The sequence below is a fragment of the Streptomyces sp. NPDC090445 genome (genome assembly GCF_044769385.1).
Lineage (GTDB): Bacteria > Actinomycetota > Actinomycetes > Streptomycetales > Streptomycetaceae > Streptomyces.
Genome location: NZ_JBIVXV010000019.1, coordinates 66,913 through 86,880, shown reverse-complemented (window position 1 = coordinate 86,880; position 19,968 = coordinate 66,913). Strand labels below are relative to the sequence as shown.

General features: G+C 74.2%; 17 protein-coding genes. 6 read left to right on the top strand and 11 right to left on the bottom strand.

Annotated features, from left to right (window positions below):
* The first annotated feature begins 72 nt into the window (after positions 1-72).
* Positions 73-1,443, top strand: a complete 1,371-nt coding sequence (locus ACIQUT_RS28600) for an acyl-CoA dehydrogenase family protein (RefSeq protein ID WP_403566972.1) — start codon at positions 73-75, stop codon at positions 1,441-1,443.
* Positions 1,443-1,916, top strand: coding sequence for a nitroreductase family deazaflavin-dependent oxidoreductase (locus ACIQUT_RS28595; RefSeq protein WP_403566877.1), 474 nt, complete (start codon positions 1,443-1,445; stop codon positions 1,914-1,916). Before ACIQUT_RS28600 ends, ACIQUT_RS28595 begins: the two co-directional genes overlap by 1 nt.
* A gap of 33 nt (positions 1,917-1,949) precedes the next feature.
* Here ACIQUT_RS28595 and ACIQUT_RS28590 read toward each other — a convergent pair whose 3' ends face one another.
* Entirely contained in the window at positions 1,950-2,597 is a 648-nt protein-coding gene (locus ACIQUT_RS28590; protein WP_179176458.1) for a TetR family transcriptional regulator, read from the bottom strand.
* Between the two features lie 436 nt (positions 2,598-3,033).
* Between ACIQUT_RS28590 and ACIQUT_RS28585 the strand changes: the two genes are divergently transcribed.
* From ACIQUT_RS28585 to ACIQUT_RS28575, 3 genes are all read left to right on the top strand, one after another.
* Positions 3,034-3,837 carry a VOC family protein gene (locus ACIQUT_RS28585; RefSeq protein ID WP_403566876.1) on the top strand — a complete coding sequence of 268 codons (804 nt, stop codon included), beginning with the start codon at positions 3,034-3,036 and terminating at the stop codon, positions 3,835-3,837.
* Positions 3,838-4,138: 301 nt separating this feature from the next.
* The gene (locus ACIQUT_RS28580) at positions 4,139-6,649 is read left to right on the top strand and encodes a serine/threonine-protein kinase (RefSeq protein WP_403566970.1); all 2,511 of its coding nucleotides are present in this window, start codon (positions 4,139-4,141) and stop codon (positions 6,647-6,649) included.
* A gap of 83 nt (positions 6,650-6,732) precedes the next feature.
* Positions 6,733-7,227 carry a peptidylprolyl isomerase gene (locus ACIQUT_RS28575; protein ID WP_403566874.1) on the top strand — a complete coding sequence of 165 codons (495 nt, stop codon included), beginning with the start codon at positions 6,733-6,735 and terminating at the stop codon, positions 7,225-7,227.
* Positions 7,228-7,369: 142 nt separating this feature from the next.
* Here ACIQUT_RS28575 and ACIQUT_RS28570 read toward each other — a convergent pair whose 3' ends face one another.
* The 7 genes from ACIQUT_RS28570 to ACIQUT_RS28540 form a co-directional block, all read right to left on the bottom strand.
* Positions 7,370-7,885: a hypothetical protein gene (locus tag ACIQUT_RS28570; protein WP_403566872.1), complete on the bottom strand. Its 516-nt coding sequence runs from the start codon at positions 7,883-7,885 to the stop codon at positions 7,370-7,372.
* 2 nt (positions 7,886-7,887) lie between these two features.
* Complete coding sequence (locus tag ACIQUT_RS28565; RefSeq protein ID WP_403566870.1) at positions 7,888-8,496, bottom strand: hypothetical protein; 609 nt, start codon at positions 8,494-8,496, stop codon at positions 7,888-7,890.
* 36 nt (positions 8,497-8,532) lie between these two features.
* A complete protein-coding gene (locus tag ACIQUT_RS28560; protein WP_403566868.1) occupies positions 8,533-9,897 on the bottom strand; it encodes a hypothetical protein in 1,365 nt (454 codons plus the stop codon).
* Between the two features lie 13 nt (positions 9,898-9,910).
* Entirely contained in the window at positions 9,911-10,375 is a 465-nt protein-coding gene (locus tag ACIQUT_RS28555) for a hypothetical protein (RefSeq protein WP_403566867.1), read from the bottom strand.
* A gap of 551 nt (positions 10,376-10,926) precedes the next feature.
* On the bottom strand, positions 10,927-11,703 hold the full coding sequence (locus tag ACIQUT_RS28550; protein WP_403566865.1) for an enoyl-CoA hydratase/isomerase family protein: 777 nt from the start codon (positions 11,701-11,703) through the stop codon (positions 10,927-10,929).
* Entirely contained in the window at positions 11,700-12,146 is a 447-nt protein-coding gene (locus ACIQUT_RS28545) for a Zn-ribbon domain-containing OB-fold protein (RefSeq protein ID WP_403566863.1), read from the bottom strand. The genes ACIQUT_RS28550 and ACIQUT_RS28545 overlap by 4 nt, the downstream gene beginning before the upstream one ends.
* Positions 12,147-12,254: 108 nt before the next feature.
* Positions 12,255-13,406 (bottom strand): lipid-transfer protein, encoded by a 1,152-nt coding sequence (locus ACIQUT_RS28540; RefSeq protein ID WP_403566862.1) that lies wholly within the window; start codon positions 13,404-13,406, stop codon positions 12,255-12,257.
* 95 nt (positions 13,407-13,501) lie between these two features.
* Here ACIQUT_RS28540 and ACIQUT_RS28535 point away from each other — a divergent pair, with 95 nt between their 5' ends.
* Positions 13,502-15,190, top strand: a complete 1,689-nt coding sequence (locus ACIQUT_RS28535; protein ID WP_403566860.1) for a FadD3 family acyl-CoA ligase — start codon at positions 13,502-13,504, stop codon at positions 15,188-15,190.
* A 131-nt stretch (positions 15,191-15,321) separates the two neighbouring features.
* Here ACIQUT_RS28535 and ACIQUT_RS28530 read toward each other — a convergent pair whose 3' ends face one another.
* The 3 genes from ACIQUT_RS28530 to ACIQUT_RS28520 all read right to left on the bottom strand — a co-directional run bounded on the left by ACIQUT_RS28530 (position 15,322) and on the right by ACIQUT_RS28520 (position 19,945).
* Positions 15,322-16,059 carry a class I SAM-dependent methyltransferase gene (locus ACIQUT_RS28530; protein ID WP_403566858.1) on the bottom strand — a complete coding sequence of 246 codons (738 nt, stop codon included), beginning with the start codon at positions 16,057-16,059 and terminating at the stop codon, positions 15,322-15,324.
* Between the two features lie 400 nt (positions 16,060-16,459).
* Entirely contained in the window at positions 16,460-16,687 is a 228-nt protein-coding gene (locus ACIQUT_RS28525; protein WP_403566857.1) for a hypothetical protein, read from the bottom strand.
* Positions 16,688-16,885: 198 nt separating this feature from the next.
* The gene (locus tag ACIQUT_RS28520; protein WP_403566855.1) at positions 16,886-19,945 is read right to left on the bottom strand and encodes a BTAD domain-containing putative transcriptional regulator; all 3,060 of its coding nucleotides are present in this window, start codon (positions 19,943-19,945) and stop codon (positions 16,886-16,888) included.
* Positions 19,946-19,968: the final 23 nt, after the last annotated feature.

Here is a 19,968-nt window from a genome sequence, read left to right as displayed (position 1 = left end):
GTTGCGCCTCTGGGCATCTGCAAGCGCCCGCCCTAATATGACGCGCCGTCAGATACGGGGAGGAGCCCGATGATGGATGCCGCCTTCACCGCGGAGCAGGACGGCATGCGCCGCACCCTGCGCGAGATCCTGGCCAAACGCTGCGGCCCCGACGAGGTCAAGGCCGCCGTCCGCACCCCCGACGGCTACGACCGGGAGCTGTGGGGGCAGCTGGCACGGCAGGTCGGCCTGCCCGGCATCGCGGTGGCCGAGGAGTACGGGGGTGTGGGCTGCACCCCCGGCGACCTGGCGCTGGCCTGCGAGGAGACCGGGCGGGCGCTGCTGCCCTCGCCGCTGTTCGCCACCGCCGCACTGGCCGCGCCGCTGGTCACCGCCCTCGGCAGCGCCGCCCAGCGCTCCGCGCTGCTGCCGGAGCTCGCCTCCGGCGGGCTCACCGCCGCGCTGGCGGTCCCCGGCCCGGCCCTGTCCACGGCCCTCGGGCTGACCGGCGACAACGCCCCGGGCGACTGGGCGGGCGGCGGCCGGGCCGGCGGGGTGCAGGCCCGCCGGGCCGAGGGGGGCGGCTGGCGGCTGTACGGGGAGGCCGTGCAGGTGCTCGACGGGCACAGTGCGGGCCTGCTGCTGGTCCCCGCGCACACGGGCGGGTTCGCCCGGAGCCGGACCCTGCTGTTCCTGGTGCGGGGGGACGCGCCCGGGCTCGTCCGGTCGCGGCAGACCGTCCTGGACGAGACCCGGCCGCAGGCGTGCGTCCAACTGCGTGACGTCGAATCCGAGTTGCTGGGCGAGGACGGCGCCGGCGACAGCAACTCCGGCATCGACAGCAACTCCGGCGACTCCGGCGACTCCGGCGACTCCGGCGGCTCCGGCGGCTCCGGAGACCGCACCCTCCGCGCGCTCGCCGCCACCGGGCGCACCGCCGCCGCCGTGCTCGCCGCCGAGGCGGCCGGGGCGGCCGGCCGGGCGCTGGACCAGACGGTGGAGTACGTACGGACCCGGGAGCAGTTCGGCCGGCCCGTCGGCTCGTTCCAGGCGGTCAAGCACCGGCTCGCCGACCTGTACGTGCAGGTCCAGGCGGCCCGCTCGGCCGCGTACTACGCCGCATGGGACCCGGGGCAGGGCGGCCTCGCCCTCGCCCAGGCGCTGGAGGCCCTGCGGCTCACGGCGGGCGAGGCGATCCAGCTGCACGGCGGCATCGGCTTCACCTGGGAGCACGACGCCCACCTGTACTTCAAGCGGGCGGCGGCCGACGAGCTGCTCTTCGGCCCGGTCCACCGGCTGCGGGCGTACGCGGCCCACCAGGCGGGCCTGTTCACCCCCGGAGGAGCCGTACCCGCATCCGCGCCCGCGCCCGCATCCACACCCATATCCGCGTCCGCGTCCGCATCCGCACCTGAACCCGTTTCCGCGCACCCCCTCCACCCGAGCGAGAAGGCGGTCGTCTGATGGCTCTCGGCGTCACGTTCGTCCAGAAGATCTCCTCGACCGTGCTCTTCGCCCGGATCGCACCGCACGTCATCCCCGCCCTTGACCGGGCCGTGCACCGCCTCACCCGCGGCAGGGTCATCCCCAGCGCCCGCATGCTCCCCGGGGTGATCCTCACCGCCAAGGGTGCGAGGACCGGGCAGCCGCGCAGCACGCCGCTCGCCTGCATGCCGGAGGAGTCCGGCGCCGGGTGGATCCTGATCGGCTCCAACTTCGGCCGCCCCGGGCACCCGGCGTGGACCGCGAACCTGCTCAAGCATCCCGACGCACAGGTGAGTTGGAAGGGCCGGGACATCGCCGTACGGGCACGGCTGCTGCAGGGCGCGGAGCGCGCCGCGGCGTGGCGGGCCGTGTTGAGGTTCTGGCCGCCGTATGCGACGTACCAGGCGCGCATCGAGCGGGAGATCCGGTTGTTCCGCCTGGAGCGTCGTTGATCGCGGCGGATCCCCGGCGCCGGAGGTCCGCCGCTACCTGGTCGGCTTCTTGCCGGTCATGCCCAGGTGGACGAGGAGCGCCAGGTTCGGCTTGAGCTCGGCCTGCTTGACGCCCCAGGTCTGGAAGCCCTTCTGGTGCGAGGCGACCGCGGCCAGCATCGCGACCAGCGAGCCCGCCATCGCCGCCGGGCTGAGTTCCTTGTCGACCTTGCCCTTGGCCTGGAGCTCCTTGATCGACTCCGTAAGGGAGTTGGTGACGGAGTTCAGGATCTTCATGCGGATCTTGTAGAAGCGCTTGTCGCCCTCGGCTGCGCCGAGGTCGACGACGCGCAGGATCGCGTCGTTGCGCCGCCAGAAGTCCAGGAAGCCCTCGACGAGCTCCTCGGCCGCCTGCCAGCCGGCCTTGCCGACCCAGCTGCGCCCCTCGACGAGCGAGGTCAACTGCGCACCTTCGGTGGCCATTTGCTCGGCGATCTCCAGGACGGCGCCCTCGACGTCCGGGAAGTACTGGTAGAAGGTCGCGGGGGAGGTTCCGGCCTTGCGGGCGACGTCGATGACCTTGACGTCGCGGTACGGCGAGGAGCTGAGCATCTCGCCGAGGCAGTCGAGCAGCTTCTGCCGCGTCGCCTGACCGCGTCGGCCGGCAACGCGGCCGTCGACGGTGCGTACTTGTCCTGTCATGCCGTCAGCTTACCGAGGGGTGATCTGGGCGCGATTCGGCCGCCTGCAAATGGGGTTACGTGGTACCTGGCCTGGGCAATGGGCGCTCCCGAGGGTTCCGGCGGGCGGTTTCCGGCCGTTTTCGGCCGCCGCCACGGCCCCGCGTGCGGTCCGGGGGCCGTCCGCCGTGCATCCGCGGTGCATCCGCAGCGCACCCGCAGTGCACCCGCAGCGCATCCGCGGTACTGCCTGCGGATGCGTCCGGGAACAGCCCGGGGCGCGGTCCGGTCCGGCCGCCCGAGGGGGGTGGTCGCTTTCTTCCAGTATCCCCCGATTAGTCTTATCAACAGGCTGTGGACAAGTCTTCGGGCAGATCATGGCCGAAGGGGACATCGCTGGGAGCTGCGCGGGAGCGTACGGAGGGTACACACCCCCGCACAACGGAAGGAAACGGGCCATGGCCGCATTCGCGGAAGGCACACCCTGCTGGGTGGACGCCTCGCTTCCGGACGTCGAGGCGGGCAAGCGCTTCTACGGCGAGCTCTTCGGGTGGACCTTCAGCGAGAGCGCCGGCGCCGCGTACGGCGGCTACACCCAGGCCTACAGCCGCGGCCGCAACGTCGCCGCCCTCGCCCCGAAACCCGACGGCCGCATGCCCACCGTCTGGGGGATCTACCTCTACACCAACGATGCCTACGCCTGCGCCGCCCGCATCCGCGCCTCCGGCGGCCAGATGGTGATGGACCCGCAGCCCGTCGGCCCGTACGGCACCGCGGCCCTGGCCGCCGACCCCGGCGGGGCCGTCTTCGGCCTGTGGCAGCCCGGCACCCACCACGGCTTCGAGGCCTGGCTGGAGCCGTACACCTACTGCTGGGCGGAGCTCTACACCCGGGCCCGCGACGCCGTCGACGTCTTCTACGCCAACGTCTTCGGCTTCGTCCCCGAGGACCAGGACGACGACGGCTCCGGCGTCGAGTACCGGCTGTGGTCCCCGCCCGGCAGCGCGCCCGGGGCCGAGACGGCCGTCCTGGGGCGCAGCCTGATCACCGACGCCTTCCCGGAGATCATGCCGGCGCACTTCCTCGCGTACTTCGCCGTCCCGGACTGCGACCGGTCCGTCGAGATCGTCAAGCGGCTGGGCGGCCGTGTCACCGCCGATCCCTTCGACACGCCTTACGGGCGGATCGCGGTCGTCGCGGACAACCAGGGCGCGGTCTTCGCCCTCCTCTCCGAGTCCGCCGACCGGCCCGGACCGGCCTGAAGTGCCCCGCCCGGCCCGCCCGGACCGGCCTGAAGCGCCCGCTCAGGCGCGCCCGGACCGGCCCGAAGTGCCCTGCCCGGGCCGCCCGGACCGGCCGCCCCGGCCCCTTCGGAGCGACGCGACGCGGCACGGCCCCGACTGTGACGACACGCCCTGGGCGCGGGCCTGACAGAATCGGGGTTGCGCGACTCCGGACGACGCCCGGAAAGCAACGCTGCACGGAGGCCGACCACCGTGCGGGCGCGCGTGCAGGTGGAAACGGGCCAGGCCAAGGCCCGTACGGGGAGGTGTGAGGCGAGTGGTGGAGCAGCTGACGCAGCACGACCCGAGACGGATCGGCCCCTTCGAGGTGCTGGGACGGCTCGGCGCCGGCGGCATGGGGCTGGTCTATCTCGCACGGTCGGCGTCCGGACGCCGGGTGGCGATCAAGACAGTGCGGACCGAGCTCGCCGAGGACCAGCTGTTCCGGGTGCGCTTCACCCGCGAGGTGGAGGCGGCGCGCGCCGTGTCCGGCTTCTACACCGCGGCCGTGGTCGACGCCGACCCGCGGGCGGCCGTGCCGTGGCTGGCGACCGCGTACGTCCCGGCGCCCTCCCTGGAGGAGATCGTCAACGAGTGCGGGCCGATGCCCGTGCAGGCCGTACGGTGGCTCGCGGCCGGCATCGCCGAGGCGCTGCAGTCCATCCACGGGGCGGGCCTGGTCCACCGCGACCTGAAGCCGTCGAACGTGCTCGTCGTCGAGGACGGCCCGCGCGTGATCGACTTCGGTATCGCGAGCGGTGTCTCCAACACCCGCCTGACCATGACGAACGTCGCCGTCGGCACCCCCGCCTACATGTCGCCCGAGCAGGCGAAGGACTCGCGCAGCGTCAAGGGCGCCAGCGACGTCTTCTCGCTCGGCTCCACGCTCGTGTTCGCCGCGACCGGGCACCCGCCCTACCACGGGGCGAACCCGGTGGAGACGGTGTTCATGCTGCTGCGCGACGAGCCCAACCTCGACGGGCTGCCCGACGAGCTGCGCCCGCTCATCGAGTCCTGCATGCAGATGGAGGCCGCCCAGCGCCCCACCCCGGCCGACCTCCAGGCCCAGCTCGCCCCGCACCTCTTCGACGGCGGCGACGACAGCGGCACCGCGTCCGCCTGGCTGCCCGGCCGGGCCGTCGAGATGATCGAGACCCGGCGCGCCGGCCAGCGCACGGTGGCCGCACCGGTCCCGGCGCCCGGCCGCGGCCGCGGCCCCGGTCCCGGCCCCGGTCCCGGTCCCGGCGCCCAGGGGCGGCCCGCCGACGTGCCCACGCACCGCCACGCGCCCCGCGGCCTCGCCGAACCCGGCGTCGACCCGCGGACCGGCCACCCCCTCCCGCAGCGCCCCCAGCACCCGCCCCGGCCGACGTCGGCGCCCTCATCGGCGGCCTCGTCAGCGCCCTCGTCGGCCCCCTCGTCCGCGCCCGGCGCCGTGCCCGCGCCCACCGGCGAGCCGGTGCGCCTCGGCGGCTCCCCGGTGCCGATCGGGCCCGGGCCGCGGGCGAGCGCGTCGGCGCCCGCCGCGCACACCGGATCCGCCGACTCCGCGACCGGCTGGGTCCGCCCGCCGGCCGGCGCCTCCGCGGCCCCCGTGCCCGCCGCGTCGCCGTCGTCCGCGGCGACCTCCGTGCCGAACCAGGGCCAGGCCCCCGACAGCGGCCGCTGGCGCCCCTGGCGGTTCCGCATGTCCAACGAGGTGTGGGGCACCCCGACCGTCGCCGGCGAGCTGCTCTACGTCACCTCCTTCGAGGTGCACGCCCTGGACGTGGCCACCGGCCGCCGCCAGTTCAAGACCCGCGACGTCGCCTGGGCCATGGCCGTCTCCGACGGCCGCATCCACGCCTCCGACGGCCCCTCCCTCTTCGCCCTCGACGCCTCCGACGGCACCGAGCGGTGGCGGCTGTCCACCGACGCCTGGGTGTACGCCCTGCGCGCCGACCGGGGCACCGTCGTCACCGCCACCCGCGGCGGCGGCATCCAGGCCTGGGAGGCCTCCAGCGGCCAGAAGCTGTGGGAGCTGTCCGGGGCGCAGAGCGACTTCGAGACGCCCGAGGCGGCCCCCGTCCTGCACGAGGGCACGGTGTACGTGTGGCAGGACGCGCGGCTGCGCGCCCTGGACGCCCGCAGCGGCGTGGAGGCCTGGTCGTACCCGGTCGGCGACGCGGCCTCCTGCGGCAACGTGCCGGTACGGGTCACCCCGGCCCCCGACGGCAACACGTACATCGCCGCCGGCACCCGCGTCCTGTCCGTGGACCGGGCGTCGGGTCGGGTCCGCTGGCACTTCGAGGCGCCGGCCGTGTTCCTCGCCCCGCCGGCGTTCGCGCCGGGCGCGGCCGTCACCGGCGGCGGCGTGTACCTCGTGGACTACCTGGGCACCGTGTACGCGCTGGACGCGGTCACCGGCAAGGACCGCTGGCGCATCGCCACCGAGCCGCGCTCGTCCTCGGACCCGGTGCTGATCGCGTCGGGCAGCATCCACCTGGGCGCGGGCAGCGCCGTGTACACGCTGGACGCGGTCACCGGCACCCCGAAGTGGCGGTTCGCGGCGGGCGGCGAGATCACCGGCTCGCCGGCGGTCGCCGACGGCCGGGTGCACTTCGGCTCCGCCGACCACTGCCTGTACACCCTCGACGCGGCCGGCGGGCAGCTCCGCTGGAAGCTGGCCACGGGCGGCGAGATCACCGGGGCCCCGGTCGCGGAGGGTGGCGTGGTGTACGCGTGCAGCAAGGACCGCTGCGTGTACGCGCTCGACGCGGTCAAGGGAACGGGGACCCGTACGGGCGGGTGAACGCCGGGCCGCCGGGCGGGGTCGGGGCGGGGTTCCGGCCCCGCCGGGTCGCGTACGGCACCGGGAGTGACAGGATGGACCCCATGAGCAACGTCTACTTCGACATCAACATCAACGGCGAGGCCGCCGGCCGGATCGTCTTCCGTCTCTTCGACGAGGTCGTCCCGAAGACCACGAAGAACTTCCGCGAGCTGGCCACCGGCGAGCACGGCTTCGGCTACGCGGGCTCGCCGTTCCACCGCGTCATCCCGCAGTTCATGCTGCAGGGTGGTGACTTCACCAACCAGAACGGCACCGGCGGCAAGAGCATCTACGGCGAGAAGTTCGCCGACGAGAACTTCCAGCTGAAGCACGACCGCCCGTACCTGCTGTCGATGGCGAACGCCGGCCGCAACACCAACGGCTCGCAGTTCTTCATCACCACGGTCGTCACCCCGTGGCTCGACGGCAAGCACGTCGTCTTCGGCGAGGTAGTCCAGGGCACCGAGATCGTCGACGCGATCGAGAAGCTGGGCTCGTCGTCCGGCTCCACCCGCGCCAAGATCGAGATCGCCGCTTCGGGCGTCGTCGAGGCCTGATCCGAGGCCTGATCCGAGGCCTGATCCGAGGCCTGATCCGAGGACCGGACTCTTCCGTCCCGGGCAAGCCCGATACGGCCGGAGGCCCCGCTCCCCTTCCGAGGGGGCGGGGCCTCCGCCGTGTCGGTCAGCGCCGCCCCGGTCAGAGCCGCCCGAACAGCACTCCGCGCCAGGTCCAGCCCGCGCCGAGGACGGCCTTCTGCAGCGGCGTCTTCATGTCCGACACATCGAAGCGGAACGACCCGGTCGCCTCGATGCCGCCGTCCTTCCCGCGCCCGATGGTCCACTGCTTCGACACCGTCGTCACCTGGCCCCGGGAGAGCTCGCCGGACGTCGCCAGCCGGGGCGTGCCGCCGACCCACGTGACCTCCCACATCCGGTCGGCGGTCCGCACCTCGTGCCTGGCCGGGTCGATCCGCATCCGGATCTGTACCTGCCGCTCCAGCCGGTGGCGGAGGAAGTGGTCGTGCCAGGCGGGTTCCCGCAGCCGCCACTCCGCCACCAGGTCGGCGTCCTCCGTGGGCAGGGCGTTGCGCACGGTGTAGGGCACGTCCGGCCCGCCCAGCGCGAGCAGCGCCGCCCGGACCTCCGCCGCCGGCTCGGGCGGGATGCCGCCGTCGGGGCGCCGCGTACCGGTCAGCCTGTCCTTGAGGCCCACGGCTACGCCCCCGCCCCCGCCGCGGCGTCCGGGCCGCCGGCTCCCGCGTCCGGGCCGCCGGCTCCCGCGCCCTGGCCGCCGGCCGCCGCGCCCTGGCCGCCGGCCCCCGCGTCCCGGCCGCCGGCCCCCGTGTCGGGGCCGACCGAGCGGAGGAATTCCTGGAAGTCCCCCCGCACGCTGTCCTCCTGGGTCGCGGTGACGGTCAGGATCAGCCGGATCACCACGCGCTGGTGCGGGTCCGCCACGTCCTGCATGGCCAGGTAGACCTGGGACTGGACGAGCTCGCGCGGCACACCGGCCACGACGGCGGTGAACGTCAGCCGCTGCCCGAGGGCGGGGGAGTCCGCGGAGCCGAGCTCGCGGCGGTCGGCGACCACCACCGGCCCGGCGGCCCGGCGCAGCCGCTCCACCGCCCCCTCGGCGATGTCGGCGAGGGTTTCCCCGCCCGTCCAGAAGTCGCCGTCGACGGTGATGTTGGCGGTGAACCCGGCATCCGGCTCGGGATGCAGGGCGACGAACGCCACGCCCGGGGCGCCGACCTCGTCCGGAGGGGCGGGCCGCCAGCCCTCCGGCAGGCTGAACTCGATCGGAATCGGCAGTGTCGTGGGCATGTTGTCAGGCCCTCCTTCCTTCCGCTGAGAAGTGCATCAGTGGAGCAGTCCGACGAAGCCGTCCTTGATGTCGCCGGCGGTGTCGCCCACCCAGTCGGCCGTGTCGCCGGCGGCCTTGGTCACCTTGTCGGTGTCGATGGTGAACTCGCCGCCCACGGCGCCGCCGAGCCCGAGGGCGACGCCCACCTTGCCGCCGACGTGCCACTTGCCGTCGTCACCCTTGCCGAAGGTCACCTTGGCCTCCGCGCCCGCGCCGGCCCATCCCTCGGCCGTGCCGCCGGCGCCGATGCCGGCGACCTCCCCGCCGCCCGCGACACCGAGCTTGCCGCCGGCGAACGCCTTCGCGCCGGCGCTGACGTTGTCCCACCGCGCCGTGCCGCTGACCGCGGCCTCCCCACCGGCGAACCCCTCGCTGCGCGCGTAGGCCCCGCCCCAGTGGCTGTAGTCGGCGCGTCCCTCCACCAGGGTCCGGATGCCCGCGGACACCTCGGCCTTGCCGGCGAGGCCGTCGTGGGTCATGCCGTAGTTCGCGCTGGCCCTGGCTCCGAGGGTGATGTCGTCGACACCGGAGAGCGTCAGGTTCCCGTTCTGGTATTTGCCGTCCGCGGTCATGTGGAAGAGGTCGGCGTACGCCTTGGCCGAGCCCTCCTTGCCGTACTTCTGGCCGCTGGCCGAGGCGCCGACGGCGGGGCCGGTGATCTTGAGGCCGCCCTCGGACTTCGGCCCGTTCTTGGCCGCCTCCGCCTCCTTGGCCGCCTGCTCCTGTGCGGCCTTCTCGTCCTTCAGGGCCTGGTTCAGATCGCCCGTGGCACCGGCGTTGAACCCGCTGAGCGACATGTCGGCGCCCTTGCCGAAGGCGTCCTTGTTGCTGTCGGTGACGGCGGTCTGGAGGACGGCCTTGATGTTCTGGTCGAGTTCGGTGACGACCTTCACCCGGTCGTCGATGTGCTTCTGCCACTTGCCGACGGCTTCGGCGACCGTCTTCTGGCCGTCGGGGTCGTGGTGGTAGGCGCTGCGCTCGCCCGGGGTGAGCTTGGAGTAGTCGAAGGCGACGCGCCCCTCCGCGGAGACGGTCATGCCGGCGGCTATCGCGTCGTCGCGGGCGCTCTCCAGCTTGTTCTTCAGGTCGGTGAACTTCTCCTGGGCATCGCGCAGCAGGCTTGCGATCGCCTTCGCCTGGACCTGGGCCGCCGCGTACTCGTAGCGGGTGGCCGCGAAGCCCTTCTCGGCGCTCACGGAGCTGAAGCCGGCCCAGTTCTCGGTCATGGTGATCTTCTGGACGGTGTCGCCGTAGCGGGTCTCGACCTTCTTCAGCTCGCCCGCCATCGTCTCCCACTTGCCGGCGGCCGTTCCGAGCAGGCCGAAGTTCGTGGTCAGGACCTCGTGGTAGTTCAGTGCCACAGCTCGGATCCCCCTACAGGCCGTGCAGCTTCGACTTCGTGGCGAGGAAGTTGTTGCCCAGCCCGACGTCGTTGCGGGCGAAGAGGCCCGAGGCGCCGCGCAGGGCGTTCTTCTCCGCTTCGAGCCGGGCGATCAGGTTCTTCACCTGCTGGTCCCAGGTCTCCGCGACCGTCTTCAGGCCGGCGGCGGTCTCCCAGCCGTCGAAGCCCTTCTGGGCGGCGCCGGTCGAGTCGTCCGCGTGGTCCGCGGCCGTCTTCGTGTTCGGCTGGAGTTCGGTCTGGATCGTGTTGGCCGCGGCCTGCTTCTCGGCAGGCGTCGAGGCGAAGTCCTGCCCGCCCGGCGCCTTCAGCAGCGGCGGTGGCGTGAGGCTCGGAGACTGCAGCAGCGGTGGCGGTGGCGCGGTGGCGCCCGGGGCCAGCGGCCCCTCGCCGTTCAGCCGCATGCCCACCTGTTGGTCCGGAACGAGTTCATCTGACATGTTCGCGCCTCCCCGTCGGGTGGCGCCGATCATATGCACGACAACTGTGAACCGGCCAAGCGGCCTGCGTACGCGGGGGAGCGCAGGCGGACGCCTCGGCGGCCGTCGGGAGCCGGACAGGACGGGCTGCACGGAGGGGTGAAAGACCTGGCAGATACCGGACGAGCTGCGGGTTTCCGCCGGTCCGCAGGCACGAGGACAGGGGTCGCCGCGGCTGCTGTGCTGGTGATGGCAGCACTGCCCACGGCCTGTTCGAGTGGCAAGGAACTCGCCTACGCACCGCTGCGGATGGACCCCCATCCGGCGCGGGAACAGAGCAAGGCGGTGGCCCGGAAACTCACGCGGCTGACCGGGGTGCAGGGCGCAGACCCCGCAGATCGTCGGCCTGAAACGCGGGACCGGGGGACAGGACGGGCCGGCCGGCTCAACTTCGCCCTGGATTCGGACTGTTACCCCGCCATCTCACACGCCGCCCTCGACAGCCCGTTCTGAACCGGCCGCGGCGGAGGCGGCCGGGGCCGCCGGCGTCAGGGCAGTCCCGGGCGCCGGCGTCACCGCACCCGGGGCTGTGGTGTCGTCCGTCGGTTTGCGAAGAGGGCCGCCTGCCGGTCCGGCGGCAGGTTGCCCAGTGCGATCAGCGCCGGGGCCTGCGCCAGCGCCTGCTGCAGGGCCGCCTGCTTCGCCGACCACAGGGCCCGTACGGTGCCCTGCACGGCCTCCGTCGGGAAGCCGGCCAGCGTCCGCGCCGCCCGCAGGGCCGCCTCGGGCAGTTCCGCGGGCGCGGCCAGTTCCGAGACCAGCCCGATCTCGTACGCCCGCCGCGCCGACAGCCGTTCGGCCGTGCCCATCAGGGACATCCGGGCGGCTTCGCCGAAGGGCATCCGCTGGGCCATGTACACGGCCTCGTAGGCGCTGACCATCCCGTACGAGGTGTGCGGGTCGAAGAAGGTCGCCGTGTCGGAGGCGACGATGAACTCGGCCTCGCCCAGCAGGTAGAACGCCCCGCCGCAGGCCATGCCGTTGACGGCGGCGATCACCGGCTTCCACAGGTCGGCCGCCTTCGGGCCGATCGCCGCCAGCGGGTCGTCGACCGAGTACGGGGAGCCCGGCTGCGGGACGGCGGTGTCCCGGTCGATGCCGGTGCAGAACGCGGCCCCGCCCGCCCCGGTCAGCACCACCGCCCGGACCGTGTCGTCGTGGCGGAACTCCCGCCACACCGCGGCCAGTCCGGCGGCGGTCTCCAGGTCGATCGCGTTGTGCCGGTGCTCCCGGTCCAGGGTGACGACCGCGACCCCGTCGGCCTCGTCCCGCTCCACCCGCAGCGTCATGCCTTCTCCAGGATCCAGCGCGGCACGGTGATCCCGCCCGCGTCGGCGAACACCGCCTGGACCCGGGCGCCGATGCGCAGCCGGGCCGGGTCCACCGAGTTCAGCGGGGCGTCGGCCGAGGCGACGAGGTTCCCGGCGAGCCGGATGTGCGGCGCGTCGGCGAGCTCGACGAGGACGACGTTGTACGGGGCCTGCACCGCGTAGGCGGGAAGCAGCGGCGGGTGCGGCCGGACGTACGACCAGATGCGGCCCCGGCCGCTGGTGGGGCGCCACTCGGAGTCGAACGACTGGCAGTGCGGGCAGCAGGGGCGCGGCGGGAAGCGGAGCCTGCCGCAGGCGGTGCAGGCCTGGACGCGGAGCTCGCCCCGGGCGGCGTACTCCCAGAAGGGGGCGCCGTCGGCGTCCGGGACGGGCAGGAGCAGTGCTTCGGCGGCTGCGGTCACGGTGGTCCCTCGTCTCCTCGTGTCCCGGACGGCGGTGTGGCTCGGGGTGGCTCGGGTGTGGCTCGGGTGTGGCTCGGGGTGCGGCTCGGGGTGTGGCTCGGGTGTGGTTCAGGCGCGCAGCAGGAGCGCCGACGTCGGGACGCCCTCGCCGGCCGTGACCAGGCAGGTCGCGGCGCCGGGCACCTGGGCGGTCGAGCTGCCGCGCAGCTGTTTGACGCCCTCGTTGATCAGGTTGAAGCCGTGGACGTAGGCCTCGGACAGTCCGCCGCCGCCGGTGTTGAGCGGGAGCCGGCCGCCGGTCTCCAGGGCTCCGCCCTCGGTGTAGGCGGCGCCCTCGCCGCGCGCGCAGAAGCCGTAGCCCTCCAGGGACAGCAGGATCAGCGGGGTGAAGGCGTCGTAGATCTGGGCGACGTCGATGTCCTGCGGGCCGAAGTCGGCGTGCTTCCACAGGTGGCGGGCGGCGGTCCAGGCGGGGCCGGTGAGCGGGTCGTCGTTCCAGTAGTTGACCATGCCGTGGTGCTGGGCGGGCAGGCCCTGGGCGACGGAGTGCACGTACACGGGGCGCTGCCGGCAGTCGCGGGCGCGCTCGGCGGAGACGATGACGCAGGCCAGCGCGCCGTCGGTCTCCAGGCAGTTGTCGAACAGGCAGAGCGGTTCGCTGATCATGCGGGAGGTCATGTACATCTCGCGGGTCAGCGGCCGGTCGTACATGATCGCGGCGGGGTTCTCGTTGGCCCGGTTGCGGCAGGCCATGGCCACGTTGAAGAGGTGGTCGCGGGTGGCTCCGTACTCGTGCATGTAGCGGCGGGCCAGCATGGCGATCTCGTCGGCGGGCCGGAGCAGGCCGAAGGGGCGGGTCCACTGTCCGGGGGTGGGCAGCTGGACGGCGGTGCTGGTCCAGGGGCGCGGCCCGGAGCCGCGTTTGCGGGAGCGCCAGGCGACGCCGACGGTGGCCTGGCCGGTGGCGACGGCGGCGGCGAGGTGGGCGACGGTGGCGCAGGAGCCGCCGCCGCCGTAGCCGACCTTGGAGAAGAAGGTGACGTCGCCTGCGCCGATGGACTTGGCGACCTCGACCTCGTCGGTCTCCTCCATCGTGTACGAGGCGAAGGCGTCGACCTCGGAGGGGGCGATGCCGGCGTCCGCGAGGGCGGCGAGGACCGCCCGGCAGGCGAGTTCCTTCTCGGACTCGGGCAGGTGTCTGGCGAAGGGGGTCTGGCCGATTCCGACGATCGCCGTAGCGTCCTTGAGTGTTGCCGCCATCCGCCACCTCCGCGGCCCGCGCCAGTGCTGACAGCCGCGAAGGCTACAGCTAATCTGACGGATAGTCAGCTACTGGTGTCGTGGGAGGGCGGACGATGGGCGAGGGCGTACGCGAAACCGGGCGCGAACCGGGGCGCGGGGCAGCCAACGGGACAGGCCCCGAAGCCACGGGCGAGGACGTACGGGGCGACCTGCGCTGGGGCAGCATCGCCGGGCTGGTCCGCGCGGCCGCCGCCCGCCACGCCGACCGCGAGGCCGTGGTCGACGGCCGCACCCGGCTGACCTACGCGCAGCTCGGCGAGCGCGTCGAACGCGCCGCGGCCGCCACCCTCGCCGCCGGCATCGAACCGGGCGACCGGGTCGCCGTCTGGGCGCCCAACACCGCCGACTGGATCGTCTCCGCCCTCGGCGCCGTCTCCGCGGGCGCCGTCCTCGTCCCCCTCAACACGCGGTTCAAGGGCACGGAAGCGGCGTACGTCCTCCAGCGCAGCCGGGCCCGGCTGCTCTTCGTCACCGGCACCTTCCTCGGCACCTCCTACGTCGCCTCCCTGCGCCGGGCCGCCGCACAGGGCCCCGCCGGCGGCCGCGGCCCGCTGCCCGGCCTGCCGCACCTGGAACAGGTCGTCGTCCTCGCCGACGACGCCCCCGAGGACTTCCGCACCTGGAAGGACTTCCTGGCCGGCGGTGACACCGTGCCCGCCGCGGCCGTCCGCCGGCGGGCCGAATCGATCGGCCCCGAAGCCCCCTCCGACATCATCTTCACCTCGGGCACCACCGGCAGTCCCAAGGGCGCCGTCATCACCCACGCCCAGTCCCTGCGCTGCTACGAGGTGTGGAGCGAGCTCGCCGGACTCCGCGAGGGCGACCGCTACCTGATCGTGAACCCCTTCTTCCACACCTTCGGCTACAAGGCCGGCATCCTCGCCTGCCTGATGCGCGGCGCCACGATGGTCCCCCAGCCCGTCTTCAACGTGGACACCGCCCTCGCCAACATCGCCGCCGAGCGGATCTCCGTCCTCCCCGGCCCGCCCACCCTCCACCAGTCCCTCCTCGACCACCCCCAGCGCGCCCACCACGACCTCTCCACCCTCCGCCTCGTCGTCACCGGCGCCGCCGTCGTCCCGCTCCGCCTCGTCGAGCGGCTCCGCGGCGAACTGCGCATCGGCACCGTCCTCACCGCCTACGGGCTCTCCGAGGCCGGCGGCATCGTCTCCATGTGCCGCCGCGGCGACCCGGCCGAGGTCATCGCCGCCACCTCCGGACGGGCCGTCCCCGGCACCGAGATCCGCATCGCCGACGGCGACGGCCGGCCCCTGCCCGCGGGCGCGGCGGGCGAGGTGTGGGTACGCGGCCACCACGTCATGCAGGGCTACTTCGAGGACCCGGAGGAGACCGCCCGCACCGTCACCCCCGACGGCTGGCTGCGCACCGGCGACGTCGGAGTCCTCGACGGCGGCGGCAACCTGCGCATCACCGACCGGATCAAGGACATGTTCATCGTCGGCGGCTTCAACGCCTACCCCGCCGAGATAGAACAACTCCTCGGCCTGCACCCGGACATCGCCGACGTCGCGGTCGTCGGCATCCCCGACCCCCGCCTCGGCGAGGTCGGCAAGGCGTACGCGGTGCGCCGCCCCGGCTCCACCCTCACCGCCGACGACCTGATCGCCTGGTCCCGGCGGGAGATGGCCAACTACAAGGTCCCGCGCGCCGTGGAGTTCGTCACCGAGCTCCCGCGCAACGCGAGCGGCAAGGTCCTCAAACGGGAGCTCCGCGCCCGCTGACCCGTCGACCTGCTGACCTGTCGACCTGTCGACCCGCTGACCCGTCGGCCCGTCGGCCCGTCGGCCCGTCGGCCCGTCGGCCCGTCGGCCCGTCGGCCCGTCGGCCCGCTGACCCGTCGGCCCGTCCGCGGCTAAGGCTGCTGCTCGTTCTTCCGGGCGAGGACGAGCCGCCAGCGCGGGCTGCCGTCCGGGCGGCGCCCGAAGGGCTCCAGCGGCACGGTCTCCACCGTGAAGCCGGCCGCCCGCAGGTCCGCGCGGGCCCCGCCCCACGGGAACGTCCGGTAGTACATGACGAACGGCGGCCGCCACACCGCGTTGCGGACGCGCATCGCCGCGTCGAAGCCCGCCACCGCCCACCACAGCGGGGAGGTCGGCGGGATCGGCGCCCCGATCGGGAAGGCGAACACGCCGCCCGGGCGCAGCGCGCGGTGGACACTGCCGAAGAGGGCGGGCCGCTCGGCCGGCAGGAAGTGCCCGAACGCCCCGAAGCTGACCGCCAGGTCGTACGTGTCCGCGAGCCCGGGCGGCAGCGCCCGCGCGTCGGCCCGCAGCAGGTCGACGCGGTCTCCGCCGTACAGCCGCTCGGCCTCGGCGAGCATGCCCGCGCTCAGGTCCACGCCGGTCACCCGGTCCCGGCACAGCCGGCCGAGCATCCCGAGGGCCGCGCCCGTGCCGCAGCAGACGTCCAGGCCGGAGCCGAAGGAGCCCTCGTGCCGGGCGAGCGCCTCCTCGACGGCGTCGAGCATGCGGTCCGGGGTGCGGAACGGCGTGTGGTCGAACTTCGGCGCGAGCAGGTCGTAGCCGCGCTCGACCGACGAGAAGGCCTGCACGGCGAGCTCGCGCAGGCTCGGCCCCTGGGAGGTGAACACGGTCCCAGCGTATCCACGGACCGGGGCCCCCGGGCAGGCCGGCCGCTTCCGGCCGCGCACGCACCTGCGCGGTACGCACCCACCTGCGCCGTACGTACGCACCTGCGCGGTAGGCACGCACGCGGCGGCCGCGGTGGCTCCCCCTCCGGGCCACCGCGGCCGCCGTTCCTGCGTTGTGCTCCCCCGTTGCCTTGCTCCCCCGTGGTGGTGCGCCGCCCGTTTCCCCCGTGGCGGCGCGCCACCCGTGATCCCCCGTGTGTTCCCCCGCGGTGGCGCCGCGGCCCCCGTGACCCCGACGCACCCCCCTGATTCCCCGTGTTCCCCCGTGGTTCCCCCGTGTTCCCGGTGCCGGCCGTCCCTCGTGTCCCCCGTGGGACGGCCGGCACCGGAGACCGCTCGGTTACGGACGCGGACCGGACGCGTGGTTGTCCAGCGAGACGATCTCCTCGTCCGCAGCCGGCTTGTCGGCCGGCTTGATGGCGATGCCGGAGGCGTGGTTGTCCATCGGAGTGATGTCGGCGTCCGCCGCGGCGGGGCCGTCGACCGGCTTGATCTCGATCCCCGACGCGTGGTTGTCGAGCGGGATGATGTCGCTCTCGTTCTGCAGGATGTTCTCGTTCGTCGTCATCGGATCTCCTGATGGATGGCTAGGGCCCGTTCGGCGATTCCCCCGCGGACCGCCGAACGGGCGGTCCTCCAGCGGACTCCCCGCGCCCCCGACGCGGTTGAGTCGATGCATCCATGGTGGCGGAAGGCGATAAACGAACGATGAACGCCTCCGTTCAACTCCCGCCGGTGCGGGAGGCGGGCGATCGCCGCCGCGGGATCAGGCCGCGATCTCCGGGGCCAGCAGGGCCCGTACCTCGGCCAGTTCCGGAGACCCGAGGCCCTCGAAGACGGCCTCCGCATCCCGCCAGCACACCCGCGCCCGGTCCCGCTGCCCCAGCCGCTGCAGGGCCTTGCCCAGCACGGTCAGCACGGTGGCCCGGCGCCACTCGCCGCCGATCCCGCGCAGCGCGATGGCCTGCTCGGCGTGGGCGGCGGCCAGCGTCGGCCGGTGCGCGGCCAGGTGGGCCTCGGCCAGCCGGAAGTGCGTCACGCCCTCCCACAGGGGTTGCCGGTTGTCGTGGAAGAGGGACAGCGCCTCGGTCAGCTGCGTCTGCGCCTCGGCGAGCCGCCCGGCCTGGGTGAGGGCGATGCCGAGGGCGTACCGGCCGTTGGCCAGGCGCAGGGTCAGGCCCATCCGGTCGTATATGGCGATGCCCTGCTCGGCCAGCTCGATCGCGCTGGCCAGCCTGCCCAGCTCCACGTGGATGCGGGAGAGGTTGCACAGGGCGCTGGCCTCGCCGATGTGGTTGCCGTCGGCGCGGAAGTTCTCGATGGCCTCCAGCAGGTAGCGCTCGCCGTCGGCGTAGCGGGCCTGGTAGAGGGCGATGATCCCGCGGTCGTTGGGCGCCCAGCAGCTGGGCAGCGGGTCGTCGGCCTCGCGGGCCAGGACCATGGCCTGCCGGGCCTCGTCGTCGGCCTCGGCGAAGCGGCCGGCGACGAGGTGGACGTTGGTCAGGGCGGTGCGGGCGCGGCCCTCGGTGTGCGGGTCCTTCGCGGCGCGGGCCGCGTCGCGCAGGGCGGCGGCGGCGGACTCGTACTGCTTGGAGTTGGCGCCGGACTCGGCGAGGTCCTTGGCCGCCCACAGCAGGTCCACGGCCCGGCGGAGCACGTCGGCGCGCCCGGTGGTGCGTACGGAGGACTGGCGGACGCAGGCGAGCAGCGGGTCGGCCTCGGCGTACAGCCAGTCCAGGGCGGCGCGGGGCTCGCCGAAGCGCAGGCCGGGGTGGTGGGTGGCGGCGAGGTGGGCGGGCAGCCGGTCGCCGGGCCGCTCGACCGCGTACACGGCGGAGGCGGTGGCCAGGTAGAAGTCGAGGAGCCGGTCGAGGGCGGCGTCCCGCTCGGTCGGGGGCTGCTCGTCGCGTTCGGCGCAGGCACGCGCGTAGAGGCGTACGAGGTCGTGGAAGCGGTAGCGGCCGGGGGCGGCGGATTCCAGGAGGGAGCAGTCGACTAAAGCCTCCAGGAGGTCCTCGGTGTCGTGCTCGGGCCGGTCCAGGACGGCGGCCGCGGCGGCCAGCGAGATGTCGGGGCCGTCGGCGAGGCCGAGGAGGCGGAACGCGCGCTGCTGGGCCGGCTCCAGCTGGCCGTAGCCCAGCTCGAAGGTGGCCTTGACGGCGAGGTCGCCGGTCTGGAGCTCGTCGAGGCGGCGGCGCTCGTCGGCGAGCTTGGCGGCGAGGACGGAGACGGTCCAGGTGCGGCGGGCGGCCAGGCGGGAGGCGGCGATGCGGATGGCGAGGGGGAGGAAGCCGCAGGCGCCGACGACGTCGAGGGCGGCCTGGCGTTCCGAGGCGACGCGTTCGGCGCCGACGATCCGGGTGAACAGCTGGAGGGCCTCCTCGGGGCTCATCACGTCGAGGTCGACGAGATGGGCCCCGGCGAGGCCCGCCATGCGGACCCGGCTGGTGACGAGGGCGGCGCAGCCGGCGGTGCCCGGCAGCAGCGGCCGGACCTGGGCGGCGTCGCGGGCGTTGTCGAGGAGGACCAGGACGCGGCGGCCGTCGAGGGCGGAGCGGTAGAGCGCGGCCCGCTCGTCGGCGGTGTCCGGGATGGCGGTGTCGGGGGTGCCGAGGGCCCGCAGGAAGGAGCCGAGGACGGCGACGGGCTCGGCGGGGCGCGGCTCGGTGCCCTGGAGGTCGACGTACAGCTGGCCGTCGGGGAAGTGCGGGCGGGCGGCGTGCGCGACGTGCACGGCGAGGGTGGTCTTGCCGACGCCGCCGATGCCGGCGAGCGCGGAGACGGCCATGACCTGGCCGTCGGCGGCGGACAGGATGGCGCCGAGCTCGCTGACGAAGGTGGCGCGGCCGGTGAAGTCGGGCACGGTGGCGGGCAGCTGCGCGGGCCGCACGTGGGCGGGCGCCGCCGCGGGGGGCGGGGCCTCGGCGCAGGCCAGTTCGGCGTCGGCGCGCAGGATGCGCTGCTGGAGGGCGGCCAGCTCGGGCCGCGGGTCGACGCCGAGCTCGTCGGCGAGGAGGCGGCGGGTGTCGGCGTACACGGCGAGGGCCTCGGCCTGCCGGCCGCTGCGGTACAGGGCGAGCATCAGCAGCTCGCGCAGGCGTTCCCGCAGGGGGTGGGCGGCGGTCAGCGCGGTCAGCTCGGAGACGGCCTCGGCGTGGTGGCCGACCTCCAGGTCGAGGTCGAGGCGGGTCTCCAGCAGCTGCAGGCGCCATTCGACGAGCCGGGAGCGCTCGGTCTCGGCGTGCGGGCCGGGGACCCCGGCGAGGGGTTCGCCGTCCCACAGGTCGAGGGCGCGGGCCAGGAGGGTGCGGGCGAGGGCGCGGTCGCCTGCGGTGCGGGCCTGCTCGGAGTCGGAGGCGAGGCTGCGGGCGACGCCGAGGTCGAGGGTGCCGGCGGGGGTGCGGATGGCGTAGCCGCCGGCGTCGGTGACCAGGGTGCCGGGGTCGAGGACCTTGCGCAGGCGGGAGGCGTACGTACGGATGGTGGCGAGGGCCTGCTGCGGCGGGTCCTCGCCCCAGATGGCGTCGATCAGTTCGGGTGCGGTGGCGGTGCGGCCGTCGCGCAGCAGCAGCACGGCGAGCAGGGCGCGCTGCTGCGGGGTGCCGGACGGGAGCATCTCCCTGCCGCGCCAGGCGCGGATCGGCCCGAGGACGGCGAAGCGGGAGCCGGGGGAGGGGGCAGGGGCGGTGGCGGGCGGCCCGGGCTCCGGGGCTGCGGGCACGGCTCCGGGCCCGGGGGCGGCCTGGGCGGCCTGGGTGGTCCGGGGGGCGTGCCGGGCTGCCTCGGGGTGGTTCCGCTGGGCCGGGATGGCCGGTATGCCGTCCATCTGTCGTCCCCCTGCCTTCCGTC

Bases quoted from the DNA above. Each gene is read 5' to 3' on its own strand.
- ACIQUT_RS28600 (WP_403566972.1), top strand. From the start codon at position 73: ATGGATGCCGCCTTCACCGCGGAGCAGGACGGCATGCGCCGCACCCTG.
- ACIQUT_RS28595 (WP_403566877.1), top strand. From the start codon at position 1,443: ATGGCTCTCGGCGTCACGTTCGTCCAGAAGATCTCCTCGACCGTGCTC.
- ACIQUT_RS28590 (WP_179176458.1), bottom strand. From the start codon at position 2,597: ATGACAGGACAAGTACGCACCGTCGACGGCCGCGTTGCCGGCCGACGC.
- ACIQUT_RS28585 (WP_403566876.1), top strand. From the start codon at position 3,034: ATGGCCGCATTCGCGGAAGGCACACCCTGCTGGGTGGACGCCTCGCTT.
- ACIQUT_RS28575 (WP_403566874.1), top strand. From the start codon at position 6,733: ATGAGCAACGTCTACTTCGACATCAACATCAACGGCGAGGCCGCCGGC.
- ACIQUT_RS28565 (WP_403566870.1), bottom strand. From the start codon at position 8,496: ATGCCCACGACACTGCCGATTCCGATCGAGTTCAGCCTGCCGGAGGGC.
- ACIQUT_RS28555 (WP_403566867.1), bottom strand. From the start codon at position 10,375: ATGTCAGATGAACTCGTTCCGGACCAACAGGTGGGCATGCGGCTGAAC.
- ACIQUT_RS28550 (WP_403566865.1), bottom strand. From the start codon at position 11,703: ATGACGCTGCGGGTGGAGCGGGACGAGGCCGACGGGGTCGCGGTCGTC.
- ACIQUT_RS28540 (WP_403566862.1), bottom strand. From the start codon at position 13,406: ATGGCGGCAACACTCAAGGACGCTACGGCGATCGTCGGAATCGGCCAG.
- ACIQUT_RS28535 (WP_403566860.1), top strand. From the start codon at position 13,502: ATGGGCGAGGGCGTACGCGAAACCGGGCGCGAACCGGGGCGCGGGGCA.
- ACIQUT_RS28525 (WP_403566857.1), bottom strand. From the start codon at position 16,687: ATGACGACGAACGAGAACATCCTGCAGAACGAGAGCGACATCATCCCG.
- ACIQUT_RS28520 (WP_403566855.1), bottom strand. From the start codon at position 19,945: ATGGACGGCATACCGGCCATCCCGGCCCAGCGGAACCACCCCGAGGCA.